This window comes from Capnocytophaga sp. oral taxon 323 (assembly GCF_001278825.1).
Classification (GTDB): Bacteria; Bacteroidota; Bacteroidia; order Flavobacteriales; family Flavobacteriaceae; genus Capnocytophaga; species Capnocytophaga ochracea.
Map to the genome: position 1 here is coordinate 891,488 of NZ_CP012589.1, position 20,933 is coordinate 912,420.

Sequence of the window (20,933 nt, forward strand, 5' to 3'; positions counted from 1 at the left end):
ATCCGTTTAATCTATAAAACTCTGTAGTGCCAATTCATAGCTCTTCAAGCCAAAACCTCCTATTACACCCTTCACCACTGGCGATAAAAACGACTGATGCCTAAACGTTTCACGCGTAAAAGTATTAGAAATGTGCACTTCTATTACGGGCGTTGTAATAGCTGCCACCGCATCGGCAAGGGCTATGGAAGTATGTGTATAGGCTCCTGCATTCAGTATAATGCCATCATACTCAAAACCTATATGGTGTAACTTGTCTATCAGTGCCCCCTCGTAATTACTCTGGAAATAATACAATTCAATATCTGTATATTTCCTATGCAGTTCTTTCAGGTAATCCTCAAAGGTCTGATTGCCATAAACCGAAGGCTCTCGAATGCCCAACAGGTTCAAGTTCGGTCCATTGATAATGATGATTTTCTTCATATCTATGTTATTCTTCTATTTTAATACGCCCTATCCCTTTCACACTTTTCTTAAATACAGGCGGATTTCCTTTCACAGTAATGCCTCCTGCTCCTGCGATAGAAGCATCTACCTCTTGCGTTACATAAGCCGATATACCTCCTGCTCCCGCTATGCGCAAAGTAGCTTTTTCAGCTTTAAGCTCATCAGCATCTACATCGCCAGCTCCTTTCACGTATATACTTAGGTTTTTGGTTTCTCCTGCAATGTCTATACCTCCTGCTCCAGCCACTTGTAAATCAAGTGAAGTAGCCGTTACCGACGCTTCAAGGTCTCCACTACCCTCTAATTTTACTAACAAAGAACCCACTTGCAACTTCTTTTCTGTAGATATATCCACAGCTCCTTTCCCTACTACTCTCTTTAAACGTGTGTCGATAGGTACGTACACAGTAATAGAGGTTTTGAGTGAGTATTTCCTATCAATGCTTATATAAAGCACATTGTTGGAGACTTTGGTCTCTAAATACGAAAGTACCTCTTTCTGTCCTTTCACTTTTATTTTGCCTACCTCTCCTTCTGTAAGCACAAGGTTATAAGCTCCCGAAACTTCTATAGCGTCATAATTCGCTACTTTTCTGTTTTCGGTGATAACTTCTTTGTCTTTTTCTGTCTTCTTTTGGCTGTATCCTATGCCTACAACTAATGTTACAAGGATAAATGTAATAAATCTTTTCATATATTTCATCTGTTTTAATTATTTCTCTTCTGTTAAGTCACTTAGTATAGCTTCTGTCTTCGCTATAATCTCTTCAATTGTAATAGTCTCTATGGCTTTCTCATAACCTTTGGGGTATTTCTTCCCATATACCGAAGTAGGAATGAGTGGATACTGCTCTCTATCTGCCAAAAGAGCATTCTCCTTAGGCTGTAAATAAGGATAAAACCCCGCATAAGGGTGCGTCACTCCCCATAAAGTAAGCGTCGGAATTCCATACATCGCCGATAGGTGCGCATTCCCACTGTCCATTGCTATCATTATATCTAAGTGCGAAATGAGCTCCAACTCTTGTTTAAACGAGAGCTTCCCTACCATATTTTCAGCATTAGGTAAGTTTATTTTGCTCACCTGCTCTTCCTCTTCTTTTCCTCCTCCAAAGATGTAAATCTTGCCACTGTCATACCGTTGAGAAAGTGCGGTTATCACCTCGCACATCTTTTCAAATGGATACTGTTTGCCTATGTACGACGCAAACGGAGCAACCCCTATACGCACTCCTTCACACAGCAATTTCTGTACCGTTTCACTCGGTTCTTCTGGCGGTAAAATATATGGTTCACTTAGGTCAATCGGGAAACCCAAAGAAGCAAACACATCAGCATACCGCTCATACGAAGGCTTTAAAGGCTCAAACACTTTACACTTATAGCTGGTAAGTGCTCTCTTTTCTCTACGTCCTTTGTCTATTTGCTTGAAAGGTATTTTGCTACCCTTAAAATAGAATTTCAGTACATTAGTGCGTAACACATTGTGAATGTCTGCCACACCGTCAATTCCCTTTGCTATCAATTCCTTATACAGTTTGTACAGCCCCGATAAACCACTGTGTTTCCCATTAATTTCAGGAGTGAATACCTCCAAGTTAGGAATATGTGAAAACATCGGTGCAAATAACGGTCGCGTGAGGTAAGTGATTTTTACATCGGGATATTGCTCCGAAAAAGCTGTTACAACCGGCACACTGATGGCTACATCTCCCATCGCCGACATTCTAAAAATAGCTAAATGTTCCATTTTGTTTTGGTATTTAAAGTTTTATTAGTACCTTTGGCTTCTCAATAGAAAGGATACCTTTGATAAAGTTGTTTTTGCTAATTCATTTAGTGAAAACAGAATATTATTCTATCTTATCTTCGATTTATAGATAGGTAAGGTTCGAAATTGGTTCATTATGCCTTCGTCTATCTTCCAAGATTCGTATAAGGTTTGTATAAGGTACCTATAAGATAGTATATTTTTCTGTATAGTATTCCCCTTCACTCTTGCCTTATAATTGAGATTGAAAATTGTTAATGGATATGCAAATGTAGTAAAAATTTATAATATGAGACACTTATTTTTAGTTTTTTTTATTGTACAGTCCGCTTTCGCTCAAAATAATACCGTTTTCGATTGCTCCAGAAGCCTTAGAATCGACTTTAATCTATTAGCCAATGCCCAGCGTATAGAGGTAATTTTTCAACAGCTCAAAAGTGAACCTCATTGGGGAGGCTCGCACACTCACCTTGTTTTTCCGAACTTAGGAAACCTGCGCCTTCAACTGTTCGACGGCGAAACTCTTGTCTTCTCAAAAGGCTTCAACTCCCTCGCTGATGAGTGGAAGGAAATCGAAGAAGCCAAGACCGAAAAACGACTCTTTTATCACGCTATGCAAATTCCTTTTCCTAAAAAGAAACTGTCTCTGCACATCGATAAACGAAACCGTGAAGGTGTTTTCGAAACGATTGCTTCTCGTGAGATTGACCCTAACGACTATTTTATAAAAGAAGAAAAAACCGTTGCCTTCCCTGTGAAGAAAATACTGTATAATGGTGAGGCTTCCAAAAAAGTAGATATAGCCATCTTAGCAGAAGGATACACCCAAGCCGAAACCGAGAAATTCTATGCCGATGCGCAACGTATGACCGATTATATGTTCACCATTTCCCCTTTCGATAAGCTCAAAAACAATTTCAATGTATATGCCATAGCCGTACCTTCTCAAGAAAGTGGCACCGATGTACCTGGAAAGAACATTTTTAAAAACACTGCATTTAACTCTTCCTTCTACACTTTCAATCAAGAACGCTACCTCACCACCAACAGTATTTGTGAAATAGCCGATGCTGCCTCAGTAGTCCCTTACGACCAACTCTATATCTTAGTAAATACTGAAACTTATGGTGGCGGTGGTTTCTACAATCACCTAAATTTAGGCACTGCTGATAACAACCTTTCTGAAAAGGTATACATACACGAGTTCGGACACGGTTTTGTAGGTCTCGCCGATGAATATTACTACGATTGGGATCCCACTTTTCAAGAGATGTACAATACTAAAATTGAACCTTGGGAAGAAAACATTACCTCATTGGTGAATTTTGAGAGCAAATGGAAGGATATGGTAAAAAAGAAGACTCCTATCCCTACTCCTCGCACTCCTAAATATAAAGATGTTGTAGGTGCTTTCGAAGGAGGAGGTTACACCAGTAAAGGCATTTACAGTCCTGCACAAGACTGCCGTATGAAATCTAACGAACCAAAAGGCTTCTGCCCCGTGTGTGAACGTGCTATTCGCAAAATAGTAGACTTTTACACAAAATAAAGAGAAAGCCATAAACACCCTCTCAACGCTCACCTCGTGATATAGATATACAAATAAAAAAGACGCACTAAGAAAATCTTAGTGCGTCTTTTTCTTTTATGCGTCGCTACACTTTGCCAAAGTTTTTACCTGTTTGGCTCGCACCTTTGCCAAAGTTTTTGCCTGTGCGGCTCGCACCTTTGCCAAAGTTTTTGCCTGTGTGGCTCGCACCTTTAGCAAAGTTGATTACCTCAATAATCAATTTCTTTTAGTTATATTGTAGGGGCGATTGGTAAATCGCCCTCACAAAACAAAACTTTTTGTACAGGCTTCTTTTCCTTTTATTGAGCTCTTTTAATAAATATTATATGTTTTGTTCTTCTCTGTTCTGAACGTTATCACTTTATCTTTATTACTTCCTTTTACAATCACCTTTCCTTTACTATAAACATTCTTATTGGCAGGTAATAACACACTGCATTCTCCTCCATTTAGCGAAGTAATTTCAGCTTTCTCCAATTTGAATTGTTGCCATTCAAAGTTTACTTCAAAACCATTGCGAGCTCTCATACCTTTCATAACGCCGTTTTCCCAATCGGGGTGAGAAGGAAGAGCAGGTAAAAAGCGAATAACATTACCCTTCCCGTGACTCTGTAAGAGCATTTCAGCTATGCCCGCTGTACCTCCAAAGTTCCCATCTATTTGAAACGGAGGGTGTGCACAAAACAAATTAGGATAAGTGCCTCCTCCTTGTCCGTCAGTTATATTAGGGTTTACAGGGTGTAATAATTGGCGCAACAAAAGTAATGCGTGATTGCCGTCTTGTAGTCGTGCCCAAAAGTTTATCTTCCACGCACGTGACCACCCCGTACCTGCATCACCCCTTATTTCTAATGTCTTTTTAGCGGCTTTGGCTAAATCTGGTGTATCCCAAGGAGTAATCTCATCATATGGGTATAAGCCGTAAAGATGAGAAACGTGCCTATGTTGTGGTTCAGCATCTTCCCAATCGTCAAGCCATTCGTTAAGGTCTCCTTTTTTACCTATGCGATTAGGAACTGTATTTCTGCTGATACGTTCCCACTCTGTGCGTTTCTTACTGTCTAAACCTAATATCTTAGCAGCATCACTTGTATTAGTAAATAGTTCTCGCACTATTTGCATATCCATAGTAGGAGCCACACAAGTAGTTCCTATTTGTTTTTTACCGTCTTTCAGTTCTGGTAATACATAAGCATTTTCAGGAGAGTTTGAAGGGGCTGTTACCCAATAACCCGTTTTGGGGTCTTTAATAAGCAGACTCTCAAAGAAGGTTGTAGCTTCTTTAAGCACAGGGTAATACTCTCTTAGGAAGTTAATATCTTTAGTGAAGAGATAATGTTGCCAAATATGTTCGCATAACCAAGCGCCTCCCGTAAGAGTAGAACCCCACGTCGCCGATTCACCTGGCGAAGTATAAAACCAAGTATTGCTAATAACGTGAGCCACCCATCCATTAGCATTGTAATAGGCTTTCGCTGTTTTGCTTCCATTGGGTACTAAGTTTTTAGTAAACCTTTGTAAAGGTTCGGTAAGCTGCGACAAATTGGTAGGCTCAGCAAGCCAATAATTCATCTGTATATTGATGTTTAAATGGTAATCGCCATTCCAAGGCGTTTGATACTCTTCAGCCCATAAACCTTGCAAATTGGCAGGCAAAAGCCCTTCACGTGAAGAGGAGATAAGCAAATAGCGTCCAAAGTTATAATACAAAATAGGTAATAAAGCATCTTGCTCACCTTTATAAAAGCGTCCTAATCGCTCAAAAGTAGTAAGACCTTCCGTATTGGCATTCGCTTTTCCATACCAGCGATTGCGGTTAAACAATCGCTGAAAAACAATACTACTCTCAGCTTTCGCTTTATCAAAACTCATAGGGGCTTTTTGCAAGTACTCATTAGCTTTTTTAGTTACTGAAATATCCAAAAGCCCTCCCTTATTAAAGTTATAATTAGTTACAGCACTTATTCTTAAAGTAATTTCTTTTGCCGACTGTATAGCTATAGCTTTATGGGTACTCTCTACCTTCCCATCAGTTTGTACATCAACTACCGATGCAAAGTGCATTCCTTCTTTACCACCGTTGGGTAACACACCATTAAGACTGATTTTATTATTCTGATAGGTAATCGTAGCATTCTCTTTGCGGAAGAGTGAAATATCTAAATTAAGCGGCGAGGTAGCTTTTATTTTCACCCATATCACATCGTTTTTAAAATCAGCAAAAGCTGTTTGTTCTATTGAGTTATTATCTCGTTTAAACGAAGTAACAGCTATTGCTTCATCAAGGCGTAATACTCGTTTGTAATCTTGAATCGGTGACGTGGTTTTCCAATCTAAAAGCAGTTCTGCTAATACTTGATAACAACCATAGCTACAGTTAGCTCCTTGTCCCAAACAAGAGCCTTTCCCTTTGGCTACAAAATGCTGTTGTAAGAGTGCTTGTGCTTCTAAGTTTTTCCCTTGTAAAAGTAATTTCTGAATTTCTTTCAGATAGTTGTGCGCATTAGGGTCATCAGCCTCTTGTGTCCCTCCTGACCACAACGAGATTTCATTGAGTACAATTCTATCTACATCAGTCTTTCCAAAGAGCATAGCTCCTAAACGTCCATTTCCAATAGGGATACTTTCAGTAAAATGATTTGCTGGTTTGTGAAACACTACTGATACATCTTGAGGTTGTGCTTTGAGTAGCGTTCCTAAAAATAATAACATAATTAATAAGTTGGTTCTCATAAGATTGGTATATTTTTTATTAAGATGTCGCAAAAGTACAAAACAAGTAGCGTACTTCCAAATATTGTTCAAAAAAAAACAGCTCCATACTATTTATGGAACTGTTTTTATTTTTTATATTAAGAAACTGCTATTTCAATAATAAATTTGCTGAACCTACTTCGTTGAGGCGGTCATCATAAACAGTTACTTTATAAGTGCCTTTATCAAACTCTTTTCCTGTTCTGCTGATAAAGTCACATACATCCACATTCTTATTGTCGTAGATGAAGTGAGTAGCTGTACTATAATTCACTGTGTTTTCTCCTTCTGAGGTAGAGTCGTTAGCTCCTAAGGTAACTCCCGATGGTGAAACTACTTTCACATAGAAGTATCTTGAGCCTGATTTTGCTATTCTGTTAGCTCCTACAGTAAAGCAAACTCTTAATTTCTCAGCTGCACGACCTCTTTCGGTAATTTTGTTCTTAGTGCCTTTTACAGCTTCTATTGTAAGTTTGCTAATTTGAAGTGCAGAACCGGCTTCTACCACTTTCTTTAAGCTATTAGCTTGGCGAGCAAGTGAATCGGCTTTAGCACTTGTGTCGTCTAATTTTACTGACACACTGTCTAAATCCTTTCTGATAGCAGTGTTGGCACGTGCCAATGAGTCGTTCTTTCTGATTAAGAAATCACGCTCTTTGGCAAGAGCAAACGCTTGGTTTTTAAAACGAGCCAATGCCGAAACATTAAGTTTCATATTCTGCAATGAGTCGATGTACTTGCCAATCTTGTCACGCGCATCAAGCAAATCCTGATTCACGTTTTTGTTATCGTCCACTACTTTGTCGTAGCTTCCTTTCAAAGCGTTCAAATCTTTAAGCACTTGCTCTTTCTGAGAGTTAAGATCTGCTTCCGTTGCCTCTTTGTTTTTGTTAAGAGAATAGGTATAATAACCTAAGCCTCCTGCTACCAAAGCCAAAATAGCAATTAAAATTTTCGATAAAACACCACCTCTCGGTCTGTCATCATCATTGGGATATGAAGGATACGATTGTCCTCCATCTGTTCCATTGGACGCTGAGTCCATAAAAATAGGTTTGTCGTAATTATTACTCATAACTTATGATTTTTACTCCGCAAATGTAGGTAAAAAAATATATAACAAGCAAATTTTTATATTTTTTTTAACACTATTAAAAAAAGAAATAGTACTTTTGCAACCGTTTTTTAAGTACAAAATTATTATGTTAATACGTTATTTTGCAATCGTTTTCGGCTGTTTAGGCTTAGGAGAACTCATCGTTGCTCTCACACACATTCCTTTTCCTTCAAGTATCATAGGAATGCTCTTTCTCACCCTATTTTTAGAGCTTGGTTGGGTGAAATTACAGTCTATAAAAGCTCTTTCAGATTTATTAATTTCTAATTTAGGATTGTTTTTCGTACCCCCAAGTATTGGCATTATGGCATACTTTAAACAGATAGGTGAAAACTTTTTAGCTATCTTCCTTTCTATTATCATCAGTACCGTAGTAGTGATTGTTATAACTGGTCACGTATATCAATTCTTCCGTAAAAAATTAAAATAATGAAACCTTTTGTAGAAAACGAAGCCTTCCTTTTGGCTATTACTTTTATCCTCTATTACGGGGTATTACTTTTGCAACGCAAATATAATTCGGTTTTTTTAAATCCTGTATTAATCACTGTTTTAGTGCTTATTTCTTATCTAATAATCTTTGGTATTTCTCCTCAAAAATACGAAGAAGCCGGTAAGTATATCGATTTTTGGCTCAAACCCTCTATTGTAGCCTTGGGGGTACCTCTCTATTTACAGCTCTCTAAGATAAGAAAGCAGCTGATACCCTTAGTGCTCTCTCAGTTTGTAGGTAGTTTAGTAGGGGTACTTACAGTTTGTTTGGTAGCCAAATGGTTAGGGCTCGAAGACGATATCGCCATTTCATTAGCCCCAAAATCAGTTACTACCCCCATTGCGTTAGAAGTATCGCGTATGCTCAATGGTATTGAACCTATTACAGTAATGGCGGTAATGACCACTGGTTTTTTAGGGAATCTTTTTGGTATTACCTTCCTGAATTGGTTTCGTATCAAAAGTCCTATGGCTAAAGGTATTTCATTAGGTACCGCTTCTCACGCTTTGGGTATTATGGCGGCGTTCAACCTAAGTGAAAAATACGCAGTATATGCTAGTTTAGGAATGATTTTTAACGGCATCTTTACCGCTGTATTAGCACCCCCAGTAGTACATTCGCTTTTTTAAGTAACTTATCACATCTCATTAGCACATTACAAAATTTTTCTTTTACAGGTATCTTGCTAATTCAAAAAAAAGTACTACCTTTGCCCCCGATTTGGAGTAACCTCTGGCGAGAGTCGTGAATGTTGCCCATTGATAACATAATTATTTATATTTTTTATGGAACCATTATTAAAGTACGTACAAGACAACTTTATCGAAAAAAAAGACTTCCCCGATTTCTCGGCTGGTGATACTATCACTGTGTATTACGAGATTAAAGAGGGTGATAAAAAACGTACTCAGTTTTTTAAAGGCGTTGTTATTCAACGCAAAGGTCACGGCGTAACCGCTACTTTTACTATTCGTAAAATGTCAGGAACCGTAGGTGTAGAACGTATCTTCCCTATCAATATGCCTGCTCTTCAAAAAATTGAAGTAAACAAAAAAGGTAAAGTAAGACGTGCTCGCATTTACTATTTTAGAGGACTTACTGGTAAAAAAGCCCGTATTAAAGAAGTTCGCTAATCAGTTAAACAAACTTATAAAAGCAAAGAGTAAGACCTTCCTTCCTCTTTGCTTTTTTCTTTTCTAATACCTAATCCATAAAACCTAACACCTAAACATTTGTACGCAATACTCGACATAGAAACCACAGGAGGTAAATACAATGAAGAGGGCATTACCGATATCGCCATCTATCAGTTCAACGGGCACGAAATAACCGACCAGTTCATATCATTGATAAACCCCGAACGCCCCATTCAAGAGTTCGTCACTAAACTTACAGGCATCAACAACAAAATGTTGCGCAATGCTCCTAAATTCTATGAGGTTGCCAAACGCATTGTCGAAATTACCACCGATTGCATTATCGTAGGTCATAATGCCGCCTTCGATTATCGCATCTTGCAAACTGAATTTCGTCGCTTAGGATACGACTTTGTCCGTACAACCCTCTGCACCGTAGAACTCTCCGAGCGACTCATTCCCAATAAAGAATCATATAGTTTAGGTAAGTTAGTGCGCTCCTTAGGTATTCCTGTAAGCGACCGGCATCGCGCTTCTGGTGATGCCTTGGCTACTCTAAAACTCTTTAAATACCTACTCGAAAAGGACACCAAAAAGGATATCATTACTACCTCTGTCAAGCAAGATATTCGTTTAGAAATGGCTTCTCGTCATCTAAAAATACTCGACACTCTCCCTGAAACATTAGGGATTTTTTATATGCATAACGAAGAAGGTAAGGTCATTTACATCGGGAAACACAAAAATATCAAACAACAAGTAAACAGGCTCTTCACTTCTCCGTCCAAACGCGATAGATACTTGCAACGCCATACTTATCGAGTTACTTATCAAGAAACAGGCAATGAACTCATCGCTGCTTTAAAAAGGTTAGAAGAAATACACCTCAACCTCCCAAAATGCAATAGGCGAAATCCTGAAAAAGAAATAAATATCACTTATGCACTTACTTCTCACTTTAATACTAAGGGATATCTTTATTTTTCAATAGAATTATTATCCACTCAAAACGAAATTATCACTACTTTTGAAACCAAAGAACAAGCCCAGCACTTTTTAAATCAAATCACTGAAGAGTACCATTTAAACGAAGTAGATTTCAATAACGAAACCGTTGAGGAGTATAACTCGCGCGCCTCTGAGGTGCTTTCAAAATACGGACTTGTGCACCGAAACGTAGCTATTGTAGATAAAGGTAGAGTAATAGGCGAGAAAAGCATTATTTTAGTAGTCGATGGCAATATTCAAGGCTATGCCTTCTTTAATCTGAATTTCCAGCTTACTCAATTAGAGATGTTACAAAACCTCATCACTCCTTTACCCAATTCATTAACAAACCGTCACCTTTTGCACGCTTACTTGCGACGAAAACCCAAAGTAAAAGTGCTAAATCTAAGCGAACAAAAACCTTATCATAATGAATAAACGATTTTTTATTACGCTTTTAGGAGCTTTTGCCTTTTTAGCCGGTTGCAACCAAACAGATAGCAATGCAAATGTTACAGCGATGAAAGAATCAGCTGAGAAGATTTCAAAACTCACCGATTCTATCAAGAAACTCGATGAACAACGCATCGAAGCGCTTAATTTCAGTCTCGAAACAAACGAGTTAGCACAACAGTATTTCGAAGATTTGAAAATTGACAATCCTTCACAAATTGTTGTCAATGCTTTAATGGAGATGAACGTAAAGGATACTAAAAACCCTTACATCAAATCTGAAAGCAATGGGAAGTTCTTGTTTAATAAAATAAGAATACTGAATGAAAAATGGGTGATTTGTGAATTTACTGATGGTGAATTATGGGGTGACCTACTTTTGGAATACCATATCAACGGGAATCTAAACCCTACCTTCAAACCACTAAGTGAGGTCATCCACCCTAAATAAATCCAAAGCTATACCATCTGAGAGGAATCTGCCTTTGCGCGTTACTTTCAGATGGTTTTCTTCTATAACTAAAAGCTCATCGGCAAGGTACTTCTGTGCTTGTTGTAACAAATATTGGCGGTAACCTTCCCCAAATACTGTTCTCACTTCTTCCAAATCAATCCCTACCATCGTGCGTATACGCGTGATGATGAGTTCGTTATATCGGTTATTAAGGGTAAGTTCTTCTTTTTCCTGTGGCAAAATCCCCTGCTGTATTTGTTGTATATACTTAATGTTATGAGCGATATTCCAACTACGCTCCTTCCCGTTAAAACTGTGGGCTGAAGGACCTATTCCCATATAGGGCTTGCCAAACCAATAAGCCGTGTTATTCCTGCTAAAATACCCTTCTTTGCCAAAGTTTGAAAACTCGTATTGTATAAAACCCTCTGCTTCCAGTGTATCTATCAACATTTGAAAATGAGTGTAAGCCTGCTCATCGCTTATTGGTGCGATTTTATCCGTAGCAATAAACTTGTGCAAAGCTGTTTTTTCTTCTACCGTAAGCGCATAGGCTGAAATATGCGGAATATCGAAAGACAGTGCCTTATTGATATTCTCCTGCCAGCGTTCCTCACTCATTCGGGGAATGCCGTAAATCAAATCAATCGTGATATTATTAAAATACTGTGGAGCTATTTGTAATAAAGTCTCTACTTGGCTTACCGTATGCACTCTGTTCATCAATCGCAAGTCTTCTTCAAAAAACGACTGCACTCCTAAACTGAGCCTATTGATACCCAAAGAGCGTAATTGTTTCAAAAATTGCTCGGGAGAAGTTGCTCTAAAAAAGTCATCAGGATTAGCTTCTAAGGTAATTTCAGCTGTGGTATTTACCTTGTAATGTGTGAAGATAGTGCGAAAAAGCTGTTGTAATTCCTCATACGAAAGGATACTGGGCGTCCCTCCTCCTAAGTAGATTGTCTGTAACTCACTACCTACGGCTTCCCCTTTGCGCAAAATGAGTTCCTCACAAAGGGCATCTACCATTTCTCCTTTTCTTTTCAGAGTAGTCGAAAAATGGAAATCACAATAATAACAAGCACGCCTACAAAAGGGAATATGAATGTATAAGCTATACAAAATGAAGTATTTTTTAACCTATACGGTCTTGATTTTGTTTTACAAAAGCGTCCCAACCACTATAACTTTGTTGTTTTTGCGACTTGCCACCATTAAAAAAGTGACAAACAGCCACCGCCAGACCGTCGGTTGCGTCAAAATGTTTGGGGAGTTCTTTTATATTCAGAAGTTGTTGAAGCATTTTGGCTACTTGTTCCTTGGAGGCACTACCATTACCCGTAATAGCCATTTTCACTTTTTTAGGTTCGTATTCAGTAATAGGAATTTCACGCGATAGCCCCGCTGCCATCGCCACTCCCTGCGCTCTTCCGAGTTTCAACATCGATTGTACATTCTTGCCAAAGAAGGGCGCCTCAATAGCCAATTCATCAGGCTTATAGGTATCTATTAGCTCCAAAGTGCGATTAAAAATCACACTTAGTTTTAAGTAGTGATTGCTGTATTTACTAAGTTGAAGCTCATTCAGCTGTAAGAGCTTCATAGTATCTCTTTCCACCTGAATAAGCCCAAACCCCATAATAGTAGTGCCTGGGTCAATACCTAAAATAATGCGTTCCAAAAGCTACGACCAATTATTTAACGTTAATTTCAATAGGCAAATTAAATTGCGTACTCACGTTCAGTCCGTTCTTGGTAGCTGGTACGATAGCATCTTGCTCTGAGAGCGCCGATAAATTAGCGCGTAATGAGTCTTCAAAGGTTTCACTATCAGTACTTAGTAATTCTTTTGTCTTATCATTGGCTTCTATATCTATAAGCACTATTTTACCTGTATTATCCACCTTTATATTCAGTAATACACGGTCAGTAACAGGCTCTGTTACTTCATAAGGGGCTTTTTTCAAACGCTCTTGAAAAAGGGTTGTAAAAGTCCTCTCAAAACATTCTTTCTGTCCTATCTTCGTCGTTGCTGTATCACATACCCCTCTAAAAATAGGATAAGAGTCTACGTCTTCCTTCACTATTTCCGAGAATTTTATTTCAGCTATCGAGTCCAACTTATGTTGCAATTTTGCTTCTTTCTGCTCAGGAGTGAGTTGGTTACCATTGTCGTTACACGCTACAAGTGCCAATGATAAGGCTAAAAAACAAAAGTAAAATTTCATAATTAAATGTCTAATAAGTGTTTTTACGGCTCAAAAGTATTACAAAAAATTGATTTACAAAAATAAATAACACTTTTTCTTCGTAAAAATATTCCCTTCTAATCTTCTTTTTCGTCAAACCTATTATATAACAATCTGATTATAAGTATAGTACATTCCTTCCTTTGCCTACAACAAAATTTCCGTACTTTCGTAAGGTTCTTGCCCTTTTAGGAAGATTCTAGCCGTCAAATCGCCTTTAAGGCTAACCTTCTCATCTTCCACACGTAGCCAACTACCTTCTCGCAAACCTATCACAGGAGTATCGTTAAAAACGTGGAATTCCTTAATTCGCGTTTCGCGAGTTTCTCCCTTGTGTTTACTTTGGGGGTCTGGGTCAAGGTAATGAGGGTTGATATTAAAAGGCACAAGCCCTAAGGTTTTAAACGAAGGCGGGTAAACAATAGGCATATCATTAGTAGTCTGCATTGTCTGTCCAGCGATATTACTCCCTGCGCTTGTTCCCATATAAAGCGTCCCATTTTCTACTGCTTCACGCAATACGTCCATCACTTCCAATCCGTACAACTGATTCACTAGCACAAAGGTATTACCTCCGCCTGTAAAAATCGCCTTTGCCTGCCTAATAGCCTTTTTAGGGTCAGCGAATGAGTGTAAGCCCACTACCCTCTTCCCTACCCCATTGAAAAACTGTTGCGCAATCTGAGTATATTCATCGTGCGTAATCCCACTGGGGCGTGCATAAGGCACAAATAATATTTCGTCAATTCCTGCAAAGAAATCAATCAATTCATCTTGTAAATAAGAAAGATAAGTACCCCCATATACAGTAGAAGTACTCGCTAATAATATTCTTTTCATCACTGTTTTATTTAGTTATAACACGCAAAGATAATAAAAAATCAAATAGCTTGTATCCCTTCCTCTTTTATTTTACCTCCATTTTACCTTTACTTTTCCCTCGCCACATTCCCCCTCTCTGAGGTAGCCAGCAATAGCTGGGTATGTGCACCGCTATGGCGGAGTATGTGTAAGGAGGGAGGTTTGCCTCCTTTTCCAGCTTGTCCCCCTTCGGGGGTTCAGGGGCTTACCGAATAAACGACTCGCCACAGTTCCCCCTCTCTGAGGTAGCAAGCGACAGCTGGGTATGTGTAAAGGGGGAGGTTTGTCTCCTTTTCCTGCTTGTCCCCCTTCGGGGGTTCGGGGGCTTACCAAATAAACGACTCGCCTTTGAAGGGGGCTAGGGGGAGGTTTCTATTACACTTTTCCCTTATTGCCTGTGGCCTAAGACCTCACACTTCCCCATTTACTAATTTTCTAATTTGCTAATTCCCTAATTATCCCTTCTCCTTTTCCGTCACACTCCCCCTAGTGCCTATGGCCTAAGGCCTATCACCTCTTCCTCTTTCTTTCGCCTCGAAACCCCGTTTTTAACATTTTTTACATTGTTGTATGATATTATGAATCAACTATTTATATACCCTTTCTATACCAATCGTCCAAGATTCGTATAAGCTTTCTATAAGCTCTCTATAAGCTAACCCCACCTTCCTCATAGCGTTTTTTCTCCAAAACCTCTCCCTCCCTTCTTCCGAATTGCTCCGTTTCCTTCCGATAGCTCAAATATGTCACTTTTAGGGGTACACACTTTGCCAAAGTTTGAAACTTTGGCAAAGTTGAATAAACTGATAATATTTTCTCATTTTCTCATTTTCTCATTTTCTCATTTTCTCATTTTCTCATTTTCTCATTTTCTCATTTTCTCATTTTCTCATTTTCTCATTTTCTCATTTTCTCATTTTCTCATTTTCTCATTTTCTCATTTTCTCATTTTCTCATTTTCCACTGGCAAAGTTAATTATCGGTATTTCTGGCATTATTAGTATTATTAGCATTAAATACACTTTTTTACCTTTTCCTTTTTTCTTTCCAACTATTTTCGTACCTTTGCACTCAATATTACATTTCATATAATTAAGCAAATATTACAATGAAAACAGAACAAGAATTAGCCGAATTTTACGAGCGCTTAAAGAATGAACTCATCGAGACTTCGCTCTTCCCCACTCGTTATCTCTATAAATTCGTAATACCTACTGATGAAGCCAAACTCAATCAGCTCAAAGAGGTATTCAAAAATACCGATGCCGAAATCACCACACGCCCATCGTCTAACGATAAGTACACAGGTGTTTCGGTAAGCCTTACCGTTAAAAACCCCGATGAGGTAATTGCCTATTACAAAGAAGCAGGTAAAGTAAAAGGAATATTATCATTATGACGACCTTAGAATATAACACCGAACGCCCTCACTTAATCATCCCCGAATACGGGCGACACATTCAAAAAATGATAGAAAAAGCGGTACTCCTTAAAGACCGCGATACACGTAATAAAACGGCTCGAAGTATCGTCGCCGTAATGGGAAACTTATTCCCTCACTTGCGCGACGTCCCTGATTTTCAACATAAACTTTGGGACCAGCTTTTTATAATGTCCGATTTTCAGTTGGACGTCGATTCTCCTTACGAAAAACCCACGCCTTCCACACTTCATAAACACCCCGAAAGACTTAGATACCCTCAAGCACATCCCCGCTACCGCTTCTACGGCAACGTAATTATTCGTATGATAAACACTTGCGTAAATTGGGAAAAAGGCGACCTACGTGAAGCTTTAGAGTATTCTATCGCTAACCATATGAAGAAATGCTTCCTCACTTGGAATAAGGAAAGCGTAGACGATAGTGTAGTTTTTGAACATCTATACGAACTGAGTAACGGGCAAATTGATTTGAGAAAGGCTAACGAAGACCTTACTAATAGTCGTGACCTTATCCGCACGAAGCAAAATCTAACTAAACGCACTCCTCAACCGCAACCTCAGCAAGCCAAAAGAATATTCTCAACCAATAAAAAAAATAACAATGGGCGTTTTTAAAATAGAAGGTGGACATACCCTCAAAGGAAGTATCACACCACAAGGAGCTAAAAACGAAGCACTACAAGTACTTTGTGCGGTTTTACTCACCGACCAAAAAGTTACCATTCACAACATTCCCGATATTCAAGATGTGAATAAACTGATTTCTTTGCTCGAGAATTTAGGAGTCAAAATCCAAAAGCTCGGGAAAGGTACTTATAGCTTTCAAGCCGACGATATCAATATAGACTATTTAAAGTCTGATTCTTTTCATACCGAAGGGCAAGCCCTGCGAGGTTCTATTATGATAGTAGGTCCTCTGCTCACGCGTTTTGGAGTAGGCTATATTCCTAAACCGGGAGGTGATAAAATAGGTCGCCGTCGCCTCGACACCCACTTCGAAGGGTTCATCAAATTAGGTGCCCACTTCGAATATGATGAGAATAACTTTACTTATAGCGTAGTAGCCAAGAAACTAAAAGGAAGCTATATGCTTTTAGAAGAAGCCTCAGTTACGGGTACTTCCAATATTATTATGGCTGCCGTATTAGCCGAAGGCACTACAACTATTTATAACGCAGCTTGCGAGCCCTATGTACAACAACTCTGCCGTATGCTCAACGCTATGGGAGCCGATATACAAGGTATCGGTTCGAACCTCGTTACTATCAACGGGGTAGAACGCTTAGAGGGTTGTACACACACTATCCTCCCCGATATGATTGAAATAGGTAGTTGGATAGGCTTGGCTGCTATGACCCGCAGTGAAATTACCATTAAGAATGTAGGCTGGGAGCATTTGGGTATTATGCCTACTATCTTCCAGAAATTAGGTATTACCTTCGAAAAGAAAAACGACGATATTCATATCCCCGCTCATACTAACGGCTATGAAATCCAAAATTATATTGATGGCTCTATCCTAACAGTAGCCGATGCCCCTTGGCCTGGTTTTACCCCCGACCTACTCAGTATCGTATTGGTAGTCGCTACCCAAGCTCGTGGGGAAGTGCTTATTCACCAAAAGATGTTTGAGAGTAGGCTATTCTTTATCGATAAACTCATAGATATGGGTGCTAAAATTATACTATGCGACCCTCACCGCGCTACCGTTATCGGTAATGATTTCCGTTCTCCTTTGCGCGCAACCCTAATGACCTCGCCTGATATTCGTGCCGGTATAGCCTTGCTTATTGCAGCTCTTTCAGCCAAAGGCACCTCTACCATTTACAATATAGAACAAATAGACCGTGGTTACGAAAACATCGACGGACGACTCAAAGCCCTCGGTGCCCAAATAGTAAGAGTTTCCTAATAGATATTCGATAACACGTAACATATTAATCATTAACCATTAAACATTAATCATTAAAAAGTGAATTATAATTTTGACGAAGTAGTTTGCAGAAAACACACCGATGCTCTCAAGTTAGAGGCATTAGCCCCCCGCTGGGGACGCACCGATTTGCTTCCTATGTGGGTAGCCGATATGGATTTTAAAACACCTCCTTTCATAGTGGAAGTGATGAAAAAACGTATGGAATGTGAAGTGTTTGGCTACACAGCGAAACCCGAAAGTTGGTATGAAGCCATTATCAGTTGGCAAAAGCGCCGTCATAAGTGGACGATTACCAAAGAAATGATTTCATTTGTACCTGGGGTAGTACCTGCTTTGGCAATGGCAGTACAGGCATTTACTCAGCGTGGTGAAAAGGTGATGATTCAGCAACCTGTATATAATCCTTTCGCTCAGGTAATCCGCAATAACCATCGCGAATTAGTAAACTGTCCATTAGAGCTAAAAGATGGGCAATATCATATCAATTTTAAACTCTTCGAAAAGAAGATAAAAGGCTGTAAACTCTTCCTCTTCTGTCACCCTCATAACCCTGGCGGACGTGTATGGACGCGCGAAGAACTCAAAAAAGTAGCAACTATCTGTGCTCAGAACAACGTAATAATAGTAGCTGACGAAATCCACGCCGACCTTACCTTACTTCCCTACGAGCACATTCCGTTTGCCTCAGTAAGCGAAGAAGCTAAACAGAACTCCGTTGTATTTGCATCTCCCAGCAAGGCTTTTAATATGGCAGGCTTAGCTACCTCTTATGCGGTAATTGCTAATCCTACCCTGCGTCGTCGCTTCGAAAGCTATGTAGAAGGGAACGAATTGGCTGCGGGCAATGTCTTTGCTTTTAATACCGTTGTAGCAGCCTATAACAAAGGCGAAGAATGGTTACAACAAATGCTCACCTACGTTCAAGGTAATATTGATGAAGTGGTAAGTTATATCAAGGAAAACATACCTCAACTAAAAGCCATCATACCTCAAGCCTCTTATTTAGTGTTTATTGATTTCAGTGCGTTACAGCTCAACCAAAAAGATATAGTCGCTCTATGTACCAATAGGGCGCACTTAGCCTTAAATGACGGTAGTATTTATGGTGAAGAAGGCAATGGCTATATGCGCATCAATTTAGCTTGTCCGCGTAGTGTGGTAAGGCAAGCCTTAGCTCAACTCAAAGACGCAATAACTTCAATATAAAAGTCAAGCGCCTAAATAATTAGATTATTTAGGCGCTTTTCACATTTCTATTCTCCAATATATCCAAGCTTTTAATTGAGCTCTTATCTCAATTTCAGCGTTACAATGCTAATCACCGCTAAGAAAATCCCTACAATAAGAAAGCGCATCACTATTTTACTCTCGTGATATCCCTTCTTTTGGTAATGGTGGTGTAAAGGCGACATCAAGAAGATACGTCTACCTTCACCATACTTTTTCTTCGTATATTTAAAGTAAACTACTTGCAATATCACCGATAAGTTTTCAATGAGGAAGATACCACAGAGCACAGGCAACAAGAGTTCTTTGCGCACTGCTATGGCTATCACAGCTATAATCCCGCCTATGGTCAAACTTCCTGTATCGCCCATAAACACTTGGGCAGGATAGGTATTATACCACAAAAAGCCCACCAAAGCTCCTGCAAAAGCGGCTATGAATACCGTCATCTCCCCTACTCTTGGGATATACATAATATTTAAGTATTCCGAGAAGATAATGTTACCCGAAATCCACGCAAATAACCCTAATGTCAGGACTATAATAGCCGAGCTTCCCGCTGCCAATCCGTCTATACCATCAGTAAGGTTCGCTCCGTTAGAAACTGCTGTAACAATAAGAATCACAATAGGAATAAATACCAGCCACACATAATGATGATAATTATCTCCTGCCCACGCAATGAGGTCAGCATAGTCAAACTCGTTATTCTTCACAAACGGAATAGTAGTTTTCGTCGATTTCACTTCTGGAACAAAATTCTCTGTGGCTGTTTCTGCTACTACTTCAGTACGTGTTCGTCCAATACCTGTTTTCTCACTCTTAATAGTTACATTATCATTAAAATAGAGCGTCGCCCCTACGATAATTCCTAAGCCTATTTGTCCTAATATTTTAAAACGTCCTTTCAGTCCGTCTTTATTCTTGCGGAAAGTCTTGATATAATCGTCGATAAAGCCAATGGCTCCCATCCACACAGTAGTGATGAGTAGCAATAGGGTATATACGTTATCTAACTTAGCCAACAGCAGTACAGGTATAAGCGTGGCAAGAATAATGATAATCCCCCCCATAGTAGGAGTGCCTGCTTTCTCATTCTGCCCCGTAAGCCCTAAGTCTCGCACCGTTTCGCCTATCTGTTTGCGTTGTAGGAGGCGAATAATACGCTTCCCATAGATGGTAGAAATAAGCAAGGAAAGCATTAAAGCTAAACCTGCGCGAAACGATAAGTATTTATAAAGCCCCGACCCTGGAAAGTCGTAATATTTTTCAAGATATTCTAATAAATAATATAACATTTTAAATAATAGTTAAATGGTAAGAGATAAGAACTATTTGATAACGATTATAATCTCTTTATCGCGTCTCTTTTTCTTTTTGCCATCAGCGGCTTTTAAATCAATTTTCACGGTATGAGCATCTATTTTCTCAATATAAGGGTGTTTGCCTTTTATCTTCTTTATTTTGCCCTCGAATACAAGCGTATTATTGATATCAATATTAAACATCTTCTTCATCTGTGCTACGCGCTCTGCTTGCTCTTCATCATCTGTATTTTGTTCCAAAGCAGCGATATTGATGCGCAACTCCTTGCCGTCCCATTTAAAAGCCGAAATACTCAGAGGGTTGTTATTGCGTGTCCCTCTACCAATAGCGGCGGTGATAGAAGCGTATTCTTCAGGCGCAAAATGGTCGAACCTAACCTGAAAACCTACTTCCTTATTGTCTTTAAAAAGTCCTTTAATAGCTGCACGTTTCAGCAATTCAGCTTTATCAGCAGGAATGCTATCCTTTTCTACTGTTTTTTGAAAGTCGTAAACCGATTGCCATTCTTTTGGAAATTCGGGCATATTAACGTTTTTCAAACTGTTTTCTCCTTGTTTTGCCTTCGCTTGCATAGCGAGCATTTCACTCATATCTACTGCCATATCCGTAGAAATGGTAGCATCTTTATGAAATGTAAAGGTATTTGTTACACTACAAGATTGCAATGCCTGTAGCACAAAAGCTAATAAAATCAGTTTTTTCATTA

At 39.1% G+C, this 20,933-nt stretch carries 22 protein-coding genes and 1 pseudogene; 10 read left to right on the plus strand and 13 right to left on the minus strand.

Features of this window, described 5'->3' with window-relative positions; all coding sequences use genetic code 11:
• Window positions 1–6 precede the first annotated feature (6 nt).
• The 3 genes from aroQ to AM608_RS03935 are packed head-to-tail and all read right to left on the minus strand — an operon-like array spanning window position 7 to window position 2,200.
• Complete coding sequence (aroQ, locus tag AM608_RS03925) at window positions 7–426, minus strand: type II 3-dehydroquinate dehydratase (RefSeq protein WP_053580834.1); 420 nt, start codon at window positions 424–426, stop codon at window positions 7–9.
• A gap of 7 nt (window positions 427–433) precedes the next feature.
• The gene (locus AM608_RS03930) at window positions 434–1,153 is read right to left on the minus strand and encodes a head GIN domain-containing protein (protein ID WP_009410756.1); all 720 of its coding nucleotides are present in this window, start codon (window positions 1,151–1,153) and stop codon (window positions 434–436) included.
• A gap of 9 nt (window positions 1,154–1,162) precedes the next feature.
• On the minus strand, window positions 1,163–2,200 hold the full coding sequence (locus AM608_RS03935; RefSeq protein ID WP_053580835.1) for a glycosyltransferase family 9 protein: 1,038 nt from the start codon (window positions 2,198–2,200) through the stop codon (window positions 1,163–1,165).
• 310 nt (window positions 2,201–2,510) lie between these two features.
• Between AM608_RS03935 and AM608_RS03940 the strand changes: the two genes are divergently transcribed.
• The gene (locus AM608_RS03940) at window positions 2,511–3,770 is read left to right on the plus strand and encodes a M64 family metallopeptidase (protein WP_053581831.1); all 1,260 of its coding nucleotides are present in this window, start codon (window positions 2,511–2,513) and stop codon (window positions 3,768–3,770) included.
• Between the two features lie 106 nt (window positions 3,771–3,876).
• On the opposite strand, the gene AM608_RS12685 is transcribed toward AM608_RS03940, so the two are convergent.
• From AM608_RS12685 to AM608_RS03950, 3 genes are all read right to left on the minus strand, one after another.
• Window positions 3,877–4,011, minus strand: a complete 135-nt coding sequence (locus tag AM608_RS12685; RefSeq protein WP_256379124.1) for a hypothetical protein — start codon at window positions 4,009–4,011, stop codon at window positions 3,877–3,879.
• 92 nt (window positions 4,012–4,103) lie between these two features.
• Window positions 4,104–6,524, minus strand: a complete 2,421-nt coding sequence (locus AM608_RS03945; RefSeq protein ID WP_371179202.1) for a glycoside hydrolase N-terminal domain-containing protein — start codon at window positions 6,522–6,524, stop codon at window positions 4,104–4,106.
• 130 nt (window positions 6,525–6,654) lie between these two features.
• Window positions 6,655–7,620, minus strand: a complete 966-nt coding sequence (locus tag AM608_RS03950; RefSeq protein WP_002672807.1) for a hypothetical protein — start codon at window positions 7,618–7,620, stop codon at window positions 6,655–6,657.
• Window positions 7,621–7,747: 127 nt separating this feature from the next.
• Here AM608_RS03950 and AM608_RS03955 point away from each other — a divergent pair, with 127 nt between their 5' ends.
• The 5 genes from AM608_RS03955 to AM608_RS03975 all read left to right on the plus strand — a co-directional run bounded on the left by AM608_RS03955 (window position 7,748) and on the right by AM608_RS03975 (window position 11,182).
• Window positions 7,748–8,092: a CidA/LrgA family protein gene (locus tag AM608_RS03955; protein WP_009410752.1), complete on the plus strand. Its 345-nt coding sequence runs from the start codon at window positions 7,748–7,750 to the stop codon at window positions 8,090–8,092.
• Window positions 8,092–8,784 carry an LrgB family protein gene (locus tag AM608_RS03960; protein ID WP_053580836.1) on the plus strand — a complete coding sequence of 231 codons (693 nt, stop codon included), beginning with the start codon at window positions 8,092–8,094 and terminating at the stop codon, window positions 8,782–8,784. The genes AM608_RS03955 and AM608_RS03960 overlap by 1 nt, the downstream gene beginning before the upstream one ends.
• A 156-nt stretch (window positions 8,785–8,940) precedes the next feature.
• Entirely contained in the window at window positions 8,941–9,288 is a 348-nt protein-coding gene (gene rplS, locus AM608_RS03965) for a 50S ribosomal protein L19 (protein ID WP_002672812.1), read from the plus strand.
• A 99-nt stretch (window positions 9,289–9,387) separates the two neighbouring features.
• Window positions 9,388–10,716 (plus strand): exonuclease domain-containing protein, encoded by a 1,329-nt coding sequence (locus tag AM608_RS03970; RefSeq protein WP_053580837.1) that lies wholly within the window; start codon window positions 9,388–9,390, stop codon window positions 10,714–10,716.
• The gene (locus AM608_RS03975) at window positions 10,709–11,182 is read left to right on the plus strand and encodes a hypothetical protein (protein WP_053580838.1); all 474 of its coding nucleotides are present in this window, start codon (window positions 10,709–10,711) and stop codon (window positions 11,180–11,182) included. The genes AM608_RS03970 and AM608_RS03975 overlap by 8 nt, the downstream gene beginning before the upstream one ends.
• Here AM608_RS03975 and hemW read toward each other — a convergent pair.
• The 5 genes and pseudogenes from hemW to AM608_RS12435 all read right to left on the minus strand — a co-directional run bounded on the left by hemW (window position 11,156) and on the right by AM608_RS12435 (window position 14,525).
• A complete protein-coding gene (gene hemW, locus AM608_RS03980) occupies window positions 11,156–12,307 on the minus strand; it encodes a radical SAM family heme chaperone HemW (protein WP_082315819.1) in 1,152 nt (383 codons plus the stop codon). The two genes, AM608_RS03975 and hemW, sit on opposite strands and share 27 nt — an antisense overlap.
• A gap of 13 nt (window positions 12,308–12,320) precedes the next feature.
• The gene (gene ruvC, locus AM608_RS03985; protein WP_002672831.1) at window positions 12,321–12,866 is read right to left on the minus strand and encodes a crossover junction endodeoxyribonuclease RuvC; all 546 of its coding nucleotides are present in this window, start codon (window positions 12,864–12,866) and stop codon (window positions 12,321–12,323) included.
• Window positions 12,867–12,879: 13 nt separating this feature from the next.
• The gene (locus tag AM608_RS03990; RefSeq protein ID WP_002672833.1) at window positions 12,880–13,413 is read right to left on the minus strand and encodes a hypothetical protein; all 534 of its coding nucleotides are present in this window, start codon (window positions 13,411–13,413) and stop codon (window positions 12,880–12,882) included.
• A gap of 168 nt (window positions 13,414–13,581) precedes the next feature.
• Window positions 13,582–14,274: a dipeptidase PepE gene (gene pepE / locus AM608_RS03995; RefSeq protein ID WP_053580840.1), complete on the minus strand. Its 693-nt coding sequence runs from the start codon at window positions 14,272–14,274 to the stop codon at window positions 13,582–13,584.
• Window positions 14,275–14,363: 89 nt separating this feature from the next.
• A pseudogene (locus AM608_RS12435) lies at window positions 14,364–14,525 on the minus strand (phosphinothricin acetyltransferase).
• 878 nt (window positions 14,526–15,403) lie between these two features.
• Between AM608_RS12435 and AM608_RS04000 the strand changes: the two are divergent.
• The 4 genes from AM608_RS04000 to AM608_RS04015 are packed head-to-tail and all read left to right on the plus strand — an operon-like array spanning window position 15,404 to window position 18,880.
• Window positions 15,404–15,694 carry a DUF493 family protein gene (locus AM608_RS04000; RefSeq protein WP_009410743.1) on the plus strand — a complete coding sequence of 97 codons (291 nt, stop codon included), beginning with the start codon at window positions 15,404–15,406 and terminating at the stop codon, window positions 15,692–15,694.
• Window positions 15,691–16,353 (plus strand): DUF4290 domain-containing protein, encoded by a 663-nt coding sequence (locus AM608_RS04005; protein WP_002672843.1) that lies wholly within the window; start codon window positions 15,691–15,693, stop codon window positions 16,351–16,353. The genes AM608_RS04000 and AM608_RS04005 overlap by 4 nt, the downstream gene beginning before the upstream one ends.
• Complete coding sequence (gene murA, locus AM608_RS04010; RefSeq protein WP_053580841.1) at window positions 16,340–17,650, plus strand: UDP-N-acetylglucosamine 1-carboxyvinyltransferase; 1,311 nt, start codon at window positions 16,340–16,342, stop codon at window positions 17,648–17,650. Before AM608_RS04005 ends, murA begins: the two co-directional genes overlap by 14 nt.
• A gap of 60 nt (window positions 17,651–17,710) precedes the next feature.
• The gene (locus AM608_RS04015) at window positions 17,711–18,880 is read left to right on the plus strand and encodes a MalY/PatB family protein (RefSeq protein WP_053580842.1); all 1,170 of its coding nucleotides are present in this window, start codon (window positions 17,711–17,713) and stop codon (window positions 18,878–18,880) included.
• Window positions 18,881–18,963: 83 nt separating this feature from the next.
• Here AM608_RS04015 and mraY read toward each other — a convergent pair whose 3' ends face one another.
• Window positions 18,964–20,199, minus strand: coding sequence for a phospho-N-acetylmuramoyl-pentapeptide-transferase (gene mraY, locus AM608_RS04020; RefSeq protein WP_009410740.1), 1,236 nt, complete (start codon window positions 20,197–20,199; stop codon window positions 18,964–18,966).
• 33 nt (window positions 20,200–20,232) lie between these two features.
• Complete coding sequence (locus tag AM608_RS04025; protein ID WP_053580843.1) at window positions 20,233–20,931, minus strand: hypothetical protein; 699 nt, start codon at window positions 20,929–20,931, stop codon at window positions 20,233–20,235.
• Window positions 20,932–20,933 lie beyond the last annotated feature (2 nt).

Excerpts from the sequence above, each read along its gene's own strand:
- aroQ (WP_053580834.1), bottom strand. The coding sequence starts at position 426 with ATGAAGAAAATCATCATTATCAATGGACCGAACTTGAACCTGTTGGGC.
- AM608_RS03930 (WP_009410756.1), bottom strand. The coding sequence starts at position 1,153 with ATGAAATATATGAAAAGATTTATTACATTTATCCTTGTAACATTAGTT.
- AM608_RS03935 (WP_053580835.1), bottom strand. The coding sequence starts at position 2,200 with ATGGAACATTTAGCTATTTTTAGAATGTCGGCGATGGGAGATGTAGCC.
- AM608_RS03940 (WP_053581831.1), top strand. The coding sequence starts at position 2,511 with ATGAGACACTTATTTTTAGTTTTTTTTATTGTACAGTCCGCTTTCGCT.
- AM608_RS03945 (WP_371179202.1), bottom strand. The coding sequence starts at position 6,524 with ATGAGAACCAACTTATTAATTATGTTATTATTTTTAGGAACGCTACTC.
- AM608_RS03950 (WP_002672807.1), bottom strand. The coding sequence starts at position 7,620 with ATGAGTAATAATTACGACAAACCTATTTTTATGGACTCAGCGTCCAAT.
- AM608_RS03955 (WP_009410752.1), top strand. The coding sequence starts at position 7,748 with ATGTTAATACGTTATTTTGCAATCGTTTTCGGCTGTTTAGGCTTAGGA.
- AM608_RS03960 (WP_053580836.1), top strand. The coding sequence starts at position 8,092 with ATGAAACCTTTTGTAGAAAACGAAGCCTTCCTTTTGGCTATTACTTTT.
- rplS (WP_002672812.1), top strand. The coding sequence starts at position 8,941 with ATGGAACCATTATTAAAGTACGTACAAGACAACTTTATCGAAAAAAAA.
- AM608_RS03975 (WP_053580838.1), top strand. The coding sequence starts at position 10,709 with ATGAATAAACGATTTTTTATTACGCTTTTAGGAGCTTTTGCCTTTTTA.
- AM608_RS03990 (WP_002672833.1), bottom strand. The coding sequence starts at position 13,413 with ATGAAATTTTACTTTTGTTTTTTAGCCTTATCATTGGCACTTGTAGCG.
- pepE (WP_053580840.1), bottom strand. The coding sequence starts at position 14,274 with ATGAAAAGAATATTATTAGCGAGTACTTCTACTGTATATGGGGGTACT.
- AM608_RS04000 (WP_009410743.1), top strand. The coding sequence starts at position 15,404 with ATGAAAACAGAACAAGAATTAGCCGAATTTTACGAGCGCTTAAAGAAT.
- AM608_RS04005 (WP_002672843.1), top strand. The coding sequence starts at position 15,691 with ATGACGACCTTAGAATATAACACCGAACGCCCTCACTTAATCATCCCC.
- murA (WP_053580841.1), top strand. The coding sequence starts at position 16,340 with ATGGGCGTTTTTAAAATAGAAGGTGGACATACCCTCAAAGGAAGTATC.
- mraY (WP_009410740.1), bottom strand. The coding sequence starts at position 20,199 with ATGTTATATTATTTATTAGAATATCTTGAAAAATATTACGACTTTCCA.
- AM608_RS04025 (WP_053580843.1), bottom strand. The coding sequence starts at position 20,931 with ATGAAAAAACTGATTTTATTAGCTTTTGTGCTACAGGCATTGCAATCT.